Source organism: Bacillus sp. NPDC060175 (genome assembly GCF_042728695.1).
GTDB lineage: Bacteria > Bacillota > Bacilli > Bacillales > Bacillaceae_G > Bacillus_A.
The window spans coordinates 1-8,972 of sequence record NZ_JBHWYR010000122.1 but is presented as its reverse complement, the minus strand read 5'-3'; the positions used below and the strand labels follow the sequence as shown (position 1 = coordinate 8,972).

11 protein-coding genes and 2 pseudogenes are annotated in these 8,972 nt (G+C 31.4%); 4 read left to right on the top strand and 9 right to left on the bottom strand.

The features are described from left to right. Together ACFWDE_RS28750 and yqeK are read right to left on the bottom strand one after the other, a co-directional pair. On the bottom strand, positions 1-232 hold a 232-nt coding region (locus ACFWDE_RS28750; RefSeq protein WP_483861757.1), incomplete at its 3' end, for a DUF3885 domain-containing protein. 13 nt (positions 233-245) lie between these two features. Next, entirely contained in the window at positions 246-854 is a 609-nt protein-coding gene (gene yqeK / locus ACFWDE_RS28745) for a bis(5'-nucleosyl)-tetraphosphatase (symmetrical) YqeK (RefSeq protein ID WP_377896170.1), read from the bottom strand. Between the two features lie 197 nt (positions 855-1,051). On the opposite strand from yqeK, the gene ACFWDE_RS28740 reads away from it, so the two are divergent. The 3 genes from ACFWDE_RS28740 (at position 1,052) to ACFWDE_RS28730 (ending at position 4,092) form a co-directional block, all read left to right on the top strand. Beyond that, entirely contained in the window at positions 1,052-1,747 is a 696-nt protein-coding gene (locus ACFWDE_RS28740; RefSeq protein WP_377896169.1) for a response regulator transcription factor, read from the top strand. Further along, positions 1,737-2,894, top strand: coding sequence for a sensor histidine kinase (locus tag ACFWDE_RS28735; RefSeq protein ID WP_377896168.1), 1,158 nt, complete (start codon positions 1,737-1,739; stop codon positions 2,892-2,894). The genes ACFWDE_RS28740 and ACFWDE_RS28735 overlap by 11 nt, the downstream gene beginning before the upstream one ends. Positions 2,895-3,075: 181 nt before the next feature. Continuing rightward, positions 3,076-4,092, top strand: coding sequence for a D-alanyl-D-alanine carboxypeptidase family protein (locus tag ACFWDE_RS28730; protein ID WP_377896167.1), 1,017 nt, complete (start codon positions 3,076-3,078; stop codon positions 4,090-4,092). Between the two features lie 54 nt (positions 4,093-4,146). On the opposite strand, the pseudogene ACFWDE_RS28725 reads toward ACFWDE_RS28730, so the two are convergent. From ACFWDE_RS28725 to ACFWDE_RS28695, 7 genes and pseudogenes are all read right to left on the bottom strand, one after another. Further along, a pseudogene (locus tag ACFWDE_RS28725) lies at positions 4,147-4,601 on the bottom strand (DinB family protein). Positions 4,602-4,603: 2 nt separating this feature from the next. Next, complete coding sequence (locus ACFWDE_RS28720) at positions 4,604-5,344, bottom strand: alpha/beta fold hydrolase (protein ID WP_377896166.1); 741 nt, start codon at positions 5,342-5,344, stop codon at positions 4,604-4,606. Next, on the bottom strand, positions 5,337-5,897 hold the full coding sequence (locus ACFWDE_RS28715) for a nucleoside/nucleotide kinase family protein (protein WP_377896171.1): 561 nt from the start codon (positions 5,895-5,897) through the stop codon (positions 5,337-5,339). The genes ACFWDE_RS28720 and ACFWDE_RS28715 overlap by 8 nt, the downstream gene beginning before the upstream one ends. Before the next feature lie 47 nt (positions 5,898-5,944). Then, positions 5,945-6,487: a GNAT family N-acetyltransferase gene (locus ACFWDE_RS28710; RefSeq protein ID WP_377896165.1), complete on the bottom strand. Its 543-nt coding sequence runs from the start codon at positions 6,485-6,487 to the stop codon at positions 5,945-5,947. A gap of 104 nt (positions 6,488-6,591) precedes the next feature. Beyond that, positions 6,592-6,948 (bottom strand): hypothetical protein, encoded by a 357-nt coding sequence (locus ACFWDE_RS28705; protein WP_377896164.1) that lies wholly within the window; start codon positions 6,946-6,948, stop codon positions 6,592-6,594. Positions 6,949-7,347: 399 nt separating this feature from the next. Continuing rightward, a pseudogene (locus ACFWDE_RS28700) lies at positions 7,348-7,727 on the bottom strand (hypothetical protein). A gap of 164 nt (positions 7,728-7,891) precedes the next feature. Then, positions 7,892-8,023, bottom strand: coding sequence for a hypothetical protein (locus ACFWDE_RS28695; protein WP_377896172.1), 132 nt, complete (start codon positions 8,021-8,023; stop codon positions 7,892-7,894). Between the two features lie 368 nt (positions 8,024-8,391). Here ACFWDE_RS28695 and ACFWDE_RS28690 point away from each other — a divergent pair, with 368 nt between their 5' ends. Then, positions 8,392-8,760, top strand: a complete 369-nt coding sequence (locus ACFWDE_RS28690) for an FtsB family cell division protein (protein ID WP_002147814.1) — start codon at positions 8,392-8,394, stop codon at positions 8,758-8,760. Positions 8,761-8,972: the final 212 nt, after the last annotated feature.

Below are 8,972 nucleotides of genomic sequence, written 5' to 3'. Positions count from 1 at the left end.
CATTTGTGACTAAAAAGACGGTATCTTCTTTTGAAAATATATCTTTAAATAGATTTTTATTATAACTATATAGTTGTGTGAAATATTCCATATTATAAGTGTTATCATCCTCTTTAAATTGATATTTATCTTTCCCAAAATCAAAATGTAGATGATTTTCCCACTGAGAGTATATGTACGGTACTAACGTAACTCCTGGAAATGTTTGATTCATATATTCTTTAAATTGCATTTTTATACCCTTTCTACTCTACAATTTCTTTTAAATGCCAATATGCTTCTTCTAGCCACGGATGTATGACTTTTAATGTATCTTTTCTTTCCCACAAATATGAAATATATACAAAAGCAGCATGTTCTAAAGATTTTTCTAATCCATTTTTTATGCCTACTAAGTATGATGGTGTCCCAATTTGATCCCATTCTATTTTATCTGCAACAAATAACACTAAATCCAAATTCGTTGCATGTTTACGCAGTGTAGTATGGCAACAAATTGCACCTAAAATCTCTTCATCTTCCACTTTAAATATCTCTTTTGCGATTACTCTCGATAGTTTTTGATGAATAATCATTGGAAATTTCCGTTCTTCTTGTAATATTTCGATTCCAAATGCTTCAGCAACTTTAATCCGTTCCTCGTTAGGAAAGATTGCACTTATATCATGTAAATACCCTGCCATTTCTGCTTTTTCTTCATTTTCATGAAACATTATCGCTATTCTTCGCGCTTCATTTGCCACACGAATTGAATGTTTATATGTAAATTCTTTATTGTATTTTAATAGAAACTCTTTTATATCATGTTCTATTTTCCCAGTTGGAGTAAATGAACATATTTCATTATATAACACGTTAATCTCCTCCTTATTACGCTCCTTCAATATAATAGGAAATTCAAATAACTCTTCTATTTTAATTCGTTATGAATGGTTTAATTCCTTTTTAATACGTTACATGAAATTTTATGTAAAATCATTGCTACAAAGTACATAAATGTTTGTTATTATAGTAATGTTGATTAATTGTAAGGAAAGGAACTAACTAAATAATGAATAAAAGCATATTAATTATTGATGATGATAAAGATATTGTAGAGTTACTCGCTGTTTATTTGCGAAATGAAGGATATAACATTTTTAAAGCTTATGACGGTGATGAAGCAATACAAATGATATCTGCATATGAAGTTGACCTTATGATTTTGGATATTATGATGCCAAAGCGAAATGGATTAGAAGTTTGTCAGGAAGTGCGTGAAAATAATACTGTACCTATCCTTATGCTGAGTGCAAAGGCTGAAGATATGGACAAAATATTAGGGCTTATGACAGGTGCAGATGATTATATGATTAAACCGTTTAATCCACTAGAATTGGTCGCTAGAGTGAAAGCTTTGCTGAGAAGATCCTCTTTCCAAAACACTGCTACTCAAAAGAAAGACGATGGTATCATTCGTATTCGAACAGTTGAAATCCATAAGCATAATCATACTGTTAAAGTAAATAATGAATATATTAAGCTTACATCTATTGAATTTGATATTTTATATTTACTAGCGAGCAATACAGGAAGAGTATTTAGTTCCGAAGAAATATTTGAACGTGTTTGGAATGAAGATGGTTATGGTTCAAATAAAACTGTAATGGTTCATATTAGTAATTTACGGGATAAACTTGAAACAGGAATGAATGGAGAAAAATTTATTCATACTGTTTGGGGAGTAGGCTATAAAATTGAGAAATGAAGTATTTGATATTTTAAAAGATATCCCAAAATGGAAGATAATTTTTTGGTTTTTATTAGCTATCACTCTTACACCTATTACTGAATTAATTATATATCGCCTCATTACGAGTGTAATTGAGAGTTCACTTACTCTAACCGAACTCGGTAAAGAATTCATTCGGATTTTTGGTTATGAAAAGTATAAAGGGATTAAGGAATCTTTATGGATGATGATTGTTTCTTATTTATTTTTATTTTCTATTTTTTCATCCTATCTATACATTTTTTATCGTCACGAGAGAAAGCTTTACTATGAAACTTGTATTAAAAAAATGATAGAAGAGATTCGTTATATTGCAAATGGAAACTTCAATCATAAAGTTTCCATCGTAAATCATAATTATTTAGAAGAGTTAGCAACTGGGGTCAATCAAATTGTTGAACAATTAAAAGAGTCAATTGACGAAGAAAGGCAGGCAGAACAGGCAAAAAGCGAACTGATTACAAATGTATCACATGATTTACGTACTCCCCTAACATCTATAGTTGGATACGTGAATTTAATCCATCATGATAATTATAGAGATGAAGTGGAATTACGTCATTACATACAAGTCATTTATGGTAAAGTAACACGTTTAAACGCATTAATGAATGACCTATTTGAATATACCCGTGTTCAAAATAAAGAGTTAAGTTTATATTCTGCTCCCATTGATATTGTAGAGCTACTTGGACAATTAACTGTTCAATTCCGAATACAAGTTCAAGAAGCTAATATTGAATGCCGCCCTTCTTTCCCCTCTCAAAAGCTCATGGTATTAGCTGATGGAGATAAATTAGTGCGCGTATTTGAAAATCTTATTATAAACGCTATCGCTTATGGAAACGAAGGTGACTATATTGACCTTACCGCTTATGAAAGCAATAATATGATTACAATTGATATAACAAATTACGGCCAACCTATTCCTAGTACAGATTTGCCTCATATTTTTGAACGTTTTTATCGTGTTGAAAAATCACGTTCAACAAACACTGGTGGATCAGGACTCGGATTAGCAATTGCAAAAAGTATTGTCGAACTGCATAAAGGAACGATTGAAGTATATAGTGATGACAAGAAAACAACTTTCACTGTAAAACTACTACCATATAAAAGTTAATACACCATAATTTTAGGTTCAATTTCTAATATGAAAAGAAATTGAACCTTTTATTTTCCATCAATATCCAAAATTTAATAATCTTTTATAATTCTTTAGAAATTCTTTACCTTTTCTTTCTTCCTAATTAAGCATTCCTTTTTACAATATTATTATTGATGTCATAGTAGGAGGATCGCTTATGCAATTCTTTAAAAAATTTACAATTTTATTATTATCTTTTGTTATTACTGCACTTATCGTTTTATATTTTTATCTTTATGTTAATGGTCCAATTATTCAAGCTAAATCAGCTATTTTAATAGATGCTAATTCAGGTGAAGTTATTTATAAAAAAAATGAAGAAACCCCTATTCAATCAGCTACTTTGTCTAAATTAATGACAGAGTATATCGTGTTGGAACAACTGAATGACGGCAGAATACAGTTAGATGAATCCGTAAAAATAAGTAACGAAGTATTCCAAGCGGAAACAACTTCTATACAAGTAACAACAAAGGATAAAACGACGGTTCGTGATTTACTTCATGCATTGCTTTTAACAGGAAATAATCGTTCTGCACTCGCACTAGCAGAACACATTGGTGGCAATGAAGATAACTTTACAACGTTAATGAATGAAAAAGCAAAACAACTACATTTATCACAGCCATCTCCTTTTCTAAACTCTACTGGAGTTAATCAAGATACAAATAAACAATCGAATACAACAGCGAAAGACGCCGCTAAACTAGCAACACAATTAGTAAAGAATTTCCCTTATGTACTGAATATTACGAAACTAACCTCTTACCAATTTACCTTCAAAGATTTTCAAGTTTTCAACACAAATAAAATGATTTATTCCCTTAATGAAAACATTAAACTCCAAGGTGTTGATGGCTTGCAAACTAGTTTTTCAACTAATGGTAATAATAGTTTTGTCGGTACTGCAAAACTAGGAGATACTAGGCTTATTTCAGTAATATTAGAATCCGATGAAGAAAACACTACTTTTATTGAAACAAAAAAATTACTTCAGTACGGTTTTGAACCTTCCTCGTACTCTGCACTCCAAGCTTTTAAAGATGCTCTTACATCTTGGGCAATATTGCTACAGTTTAAAAATTTAATCATACAAACGATGATGATCTTTTTCATCATTACAATTTTAATGTTTTTACATATACGTCAGAAAAAATCAGAGGATTTTAACTAAAAGTTCTCTTTTATATAAAAAACCGACTTGCATGTAGCAAGTCGGTTTCTAAATCTATAATCCCCTTCCAATTAAATTCGCTGAAACGGGCTGAAGATTTAAATCTCTCGCCCATATAGATATCTGACCAATATGATGAATTTCATGTGCAATTACATGCCTTAAAACTTCACCGTATTTATATGTTTTATCTGTCCATGAAGCTTTCAATATTTTTGATTCGAAGTCGCCAGACCATAACCGCAAAAAGTTATCTAATTCTCGTCTATATAAATCAGATAATGCTTTCACTTTTTTGATTGATAATCTTTAAACTGTGGTTCGTTATCCTCTTTTTCTTGAAGCGCACTAATCCAGCTATACTCAACATCTACAATATGGAAAAGTGTTTCTAAAATACTCCCAACACCTCCAACACGTTTGCGAAGCAATTCCTCCTCTGTAAGCTGTTCACACCACTTAAACCAATCATCTCTTACTTGCCAATTATATTGAAATAAAGTGTACACATTTATCTCTCCCCTACCCCAAGGATCCACTTAACAGCATCTATTACATAATGTGGTTCATCTTTTTGAATATAGTGACCACTATTTTCTGCAATTATAAATTTATTATTGGTTGATAATTGTAATAATTCTACTTGCAATTGTAACCATTTCAGTTGTGCATCTGCTGAATAAAAAGCTTTTTTTCCAGCAGCTAACACTACAAGTGGAATATCACTCATTGATTTACAATGTTTATCTGCTTCACCTAGACTAAACATAAACTCTTCGTATGAGCTTTCATATATAAATTGCTTATAGTAAGCTTCTTGAAATTTAGAAGACATTATTGGCAAAAAATCCTCTTTATAATTTTCTGGTGTCGAATCAACTAAAACTACTCCCATCGTATCTTCAGGATAAAAAGTCGTGAATAAACGTACATTTATACCCCCAAAGGAATGTCCTACAAAAATATAGGGTGGCTTAAGTTGTAATTGTTTTAAGCAAGCTGTTAATTCTTTTACCATTTCAGAACTAATACGCCGCTTGGAACTCTTCCCACTTTTTCCTAATCCAGCTCTATCATATGTAAGTACCCCCCCATATTCCGTCAGCCCTTCCGCAATACGATCCCATGCCTTTGAATAATTACCATAACCTGCTTCCATTATAATAACAGGCTGCTGCTTTTCTCCTTGAAATATTTTTGTATATATTTTAAAGCTATCAACTTGTACATATTGTTTTATACATTTAACCATTCACAATCACTTCTCTTCGATTAAGTTCCTCCATTATTTGATCAATTATTTCACTTATAGATAAAGATCCATCCAATACAATATCCGAATTCGACTTAACAGTATGAATTGCCTCTAAATAAGCTTTTCTCGCATGTGTCATGTAATGTTTCAAATTATTATGTATTTCACTCATTGTATCTTCTTTAAAATCTCTCAAAATTCTTCTAGCCATCGCAATATCTAAAGGTGTATCGATAAATATAGTTACATCAATGATTTGTCCCACTTCTCTATTTAAATATGCAAAAGGATAATCTACAATAATATAATCTAAACTACTATCTTGTATAGAACGCTGAATATCATTCATTAGCGGTGTAAGTACCCATTCATCGTAATTAGCTCCATCATCAATCCATTTACAAATATCAACAGGACAGTTATCAAATTTATAACTATCAAAATATAGAGCCTTTGAGTTTTTCAACTCATGAGCTAAACTTTCTGTAATGGTAGTTTTACCGCCCCCTGAAACAGCTGCAATTGAAATTACTTTAGCTTTTTTAACCATGATTCCCACCAAACCCCTTTTAGTTAACATAACAAAATTATAATAAACTATTGTTTTTTATTGTTCCATTCATATTCTAACATACTCATTTCCCATAAATCCCAATACGTTTCTCCTACTTTTTTTGAATCTCTTAATAACCCTTCTTTTACAAATCCTATTTTTTCATAACATGAAATGGCCGACGTATTAAAATCATACACGCCAAGAGTTACTCTATGTAGTTTTAATTCTTCAAACGCAATATGAAGTACTGCTTTCATCATATGTCTTCCTATTGAACGCCCTCTCATTTTCGTATTACCAACTAACACTTTTCCAATTCTCGCAGACTTATTTATATTGTCCATTTGCCCAAGTGAAATATGACCGATTACTTCTTTAGTCTTTTCATCTATTACTTTGAAAGCGAGTGTATTTGCACTTTCTATATATTTCTCTAATTGTTGTTCATTTAAAGGATATGTAAATGCATTTCCTGACCACTGTATTAAAAATTGTTCGGAATTAACCCAATTTATTAATTGCTTAAAATCCGTTCTTTTAAAGTGCTCTAGTCTAATCACTCTCATTCTCCTTTCGTACATCATTATTTATAACCTCAAACTTAATTCTATATAAAGAATATATTCTCCTTTTATAACAAATTAAAATAAAGCCATTCATAAGAATGACTTTACAAAAAACAGTATTATTAAGCTTTGTTTGCTACGTCAACACCATTAAAATCAAACTCAGCAGTAACCGTTGTAACAGGAGGAGAAATTGCTTCAATTTTACAAATGGAGATAATTACTCCAACTGATCCAGGAATAGCTGCAAGCTTAACAACATCACAACTTACAGACGACACCGTACCTACATAAGTACGTCCCTCTGTGTTAATTTGAACTGTTTGATTAATTAATTTCTTAAGCTCATCTCTAATTCCTTGTACACAAGAATTATCACATTTCTCATGCTTTTCCTTTTTACACTCTTCGAATATCTCCCAACAATCATCCTGTTTACATGTACATTTCTTTTTACAATTGTTAAATCGAGATCCCAAAACCTCACCCCCTAATTCTTTCTATTAGTAAAGTATGTCCACTAGCTTAAAAGTGTACGAGGCAAACACATAGAAAGGAAAAAACAAACACATACACTACTGTATAAACCGTCAATTCAAACACTCCAAATATGTAGCATTATTAGTATATATGTGCTTTCAGCGTCAATAAACATTCTTTTCTTTATTAATTATAAAAGCATGCCTCTAACAATTAGAGGCCCGTTAAATGAGGAAATTTGAATTGTTATTCTGCTGAATTCGAAATTTAGACAACCTCTTTCTCAAACGCCTCTTTTTTTATTAAGACGATTAGTTCTAGCTTCTACAAGTTTTCTATACTTTTTCGAATGAGATTTCACACAAAATCTTTGAACTCTCTTTATAGCTGAAAAAGGATTATTTTATATAGATTACTATAAGCATCCATAAAGCCAAGGCGCCAATGATAGCGAGCGCTATACGTGTAGATAGTACCCTTAATTCAAAATCTGTTTTCTTGGAGGGTTCAGGATATGCAATTATGTAAATTTCCTTTAATAATGCAAGCCATGCAATAACCGTTAGGAACCCCTGCCAGTTGAATACCCATACATTATGTAGGATTACAGTACCTAGCCCTAGGAAAATCGATAAAAACCGTACATAATACCAAACCCTCTGTCTTCAACCACTAATTTTTTCAATTCACGTAGTACCGATGGGCGTACGAAAAGTATTCCCGATACGATAACCGTGATCCATCCCAAAAACAATCCTAAAAAAGTGCTGGTTTCCATTTTTAGTTCACTCCCCTCAATTATTTATATTTCAGATATTCCTACCTTTAGAACAATTCCAACACCCCTATATAAGCTAAATTCTGCTCTTTATTCATACAAATATGACATATTCAATACCTATCCTTAATCACCTCATTTCTCTACGAAATGAAATTTTTATATCATTCTTCGTCATCCTCTATCCAAATCAACCGAAATCGCTTTGTACTATTACCGCACACTTTTTCATAGCTTGGAGCTAACATGCACCGAAGCCAATATAATGATTTGTTCGCCTTTTCACTAACCTCCAAAATTGCCCCCTCTGTTATAAAAAGATCACCTTGATACAATGTATACTCGCTTGTCCCATAGAATCATCATTATTCCTCTCCCTATTAAAATAGCGTTTTTGTTTCAAATGACGCTCCTATTAATTTAGACGGATTCCCCAGTGTTTTTACCCAAAAATTCATGATATCGTTAATTAGTCGAGTACATCATTACTTGATGATTACCCTTAGGAGCCTCGCGGACAATTGGTGTTTCTTTTATGTAAATAAGGATTTTATTTACACTTTACAAAATGCAACTATATTAAAATATCTTCTAAAATTCCCATTAAACATTTATAATACTTTTAAGCGTTTTAAATTCTACAATCAGTAATGGAGGCATTTTAATGGGAAACATCCCAAAAGTATCATCACACCAATCAAATCCTAATATACCCTCACAGCAAGTGAACCCTAATACCCAACAAGGTAATATTAAAAAAACAAGACGCCGTATTATAACTATTTTGGCTTTTATATTACCTATAATTTTTGTCCTTCAATATTCTCTGAATAACCAACAAGAAGTAATTAAAGAAAAACAAATCACGCTTAATACGGAGCAACAAAAATTATCTTCTGTAAAGAAGGATGGCCATTCCCTTAAGAATGATGTTAAAGCTTTAACAAGTAGTGAAGAAGAAATTTTAAAATTTGCAAGGAAACTGTATGGATTTTCTAAACCGAATGAAACTATATTTCAAATAACTGAATAAAATTACACTGCATTACCCAAAAGGCGATTTGAAGATAATCGCCTTTTTATATTTAATTTCTAAAGAAATCATACTACTCTCTCTTTCTATCAAATAACTATTTTGTTTACTTTATTAAAATACAACCGTTTGGCATCATAAGTAATTTTTATAATTAGTTAATTTCTCAATGTAGTTTGTGTATATAATTCCATTCAAAGATACATAATACC

Excerpts from the sequence above, each read along its gene's own strand:
- ACFWDE_RS28740 (WP_377896169.1), top strand. The coding sequence starts at position 1,052 with ATGAATAAAAGCATATTAATTATTGATGATGATAAAGATATTGTAGAG.
- ACFWDE_RS28730 (WP_377896167.1), top strand. The coding sequence starts at position 3,076 with ATGCAATTCTTTAAAAAATTTACAATTTTATTATTATCTTTTGTTATT.
- ACFWDE_RS28720 (WP_377896166.1), bottom strand. The coding sequence starts at position 5,344 with ATGGTTAAATGTATAAAACAATATGTACAAGTTGATAGCTTTAAAATA.
- ACFWDE_RS28715 (WP_377896171.1), bottom strand. The coding sequence starts at position 5,897 with ATGGTTAAAAAAGCTAAAGTAATTTCAATTGCAGCTGTTTCAGGGGGC.
- ACFWDE_RS28710 (WP_377896165.1), bottom strand. The coding sequence starts at position 6,487 with ATGATGTACGAAAGGAGAATGAGAGTGATTAGACTAGAGCACTTTAAA.
- ACFWDE_RS28690 (WP_002147814.1), top strand. The coding sequence starts at position 8,392 with ATGGGAAACATCCCAAAAGTATCATCACACCAATCAAATCCTAATATA.